Source organism: Microbacterium sp. K35, from assembly GCF_004794375.1.
GTDB classification, from domain to species: domain Bacteria; phylum Actinomycetota; class Actinomycetes; order Actinomycetales; family Microbacteriaceae; genus Microbacterium; species Microbacterium sufflavum.
In genome coordinates, this window is sequence record NZ_SSDM01000333.1 from 1 (window position 1) to 1,340 (window position 1,340).

Sequence of the window (1,340 nt, forward strand, 5' to 3'; positions counted from 1 at the left end):
GAGGCGGCCGGTCCGACCGGAGTGCAGCCTCCCGCCGGACTGGCCGCCTCTCCGCAGGGCGGCTACCCCGGGCAGTACTCCCCCGCCGCGCAGCCTGCGGGCCAGGGCGGCTACCCCGGACAGGCGGCCTACCCCACCGCGCAGACGTATCCCGCTCAGGGCGGCGGCTACCCCGGCGCTCCGGCTTACGCCGCGGCAGCCCCGGCGCCGGCGAAGATCTCCGTGCTGGGCCTCGTCGGCCTCGGTCTCGCCGCCCTCGGCCTGCTCCTCGCCTTCACGCCGTTCACGGTCGTCTTCTCATGGCTGTTCCTCGGGGCGGGCTTCATCGTGTCGCTCATCTCCCTGTTCCTGAAGGGCAAGAAGTGGCCGGGCATCACGGGCCTGGGCGTCTCGGTGCTCGGCGCGATCATCGCCGCGATCATGAGCTTCGTGTTCTTCCTCGGTGCCGTCGCCAGCCAGGTCGACCGCTCCGACTCGCTGCCCGACGACGGCTCCGACACGGGGACGAGCGACTCCGGCACGGATTCCGGAACGGACGACGGCACCGGCTCCGGCACGGTCGTCGAGGGCAGCCTCGGCGATCCGATCACCGTGACGCAGATGTCCGGCAGCGCGGAGCTGACGATCACGTCCGCCACCTGGGGCACCACCAACGGCTCGGACTTCGAGGCGACCAACGGCGGCTACTTGGTGATCGACCTCACGTGGGAGACGCTCGAGGGCACGACCTATGTGAACCCGCTGTACCTCTCGGTCGAGACCGCGGAGGGTGCCGAGGGCGACTACGACATCTTCGGCGATGCCACGCTCGAATCGAGTGAACTCCCGGCGGGTGAGACCACGCAGGGCACCGTGTCGTTCGATGTCGCCCAGAGCGGATCGTACGTCGTGATCGTCAGCGACGAGCTGTTCCAGGAGGTCGCCCGCGTGACCGTGGAAGCCACCGCGCGCTGAGCGTCGTCCGAAGAAGACACAGGCACCGCTCATGACGACACCCGAGGGCTGGTACGACGACGGCTCCGGCAGCCTGCGGTGGTGGGACGGCCAGCAGTGGACCGCGCACGTCCGCAGCATCGACCCGCACCCCTCTGCGCCCGAGATCCCGGCGCCGTCGGGCGTACCGCAGCCTCCCGCCTCCACCGCGGGGACCGAGCCCGCACCCGCGGTGCCGACGCCCGCGATGCCGACGCCCGCGGTGCCGCTCGCAGCTACCCCGGTCCAGGCGGCCTTCGAGCCGTTCGTGCCGCCGTCCTCGCCGTTCACCCCGTCCTCCCCGTACGCGGCGCCCCCGTACGCCGCAGCCCCGGGGTCCGCAGCCACCGCGGCCCCGGGCAACGGAG

Annotated in this window: 1 protein-coding gene and 1 pseudogene; both read left to right on the forward strand. The window is 72.1% G+C overall.

Going from position 1 to position 1,340, the window contains the following annotated elements; all coding sequences use genetic code 11:
• Nucleotides 1–954 (forward strand): annotated as a pseudogene (locus DW299_RS19165) (DUF4352 domain-containing protein); the annotation flags it as partial.
• A gap of 31 nt (nucleotides 955–985) precedes the next feature.
• A partial coding sequence (locus DW299_RS19530; RefSeq protein WP_240745408.1) for a DUF2510 domain-containing protein occupies nucleotides 986–1,340 on the forward strand: 355 nt, incomplete at its 3' end.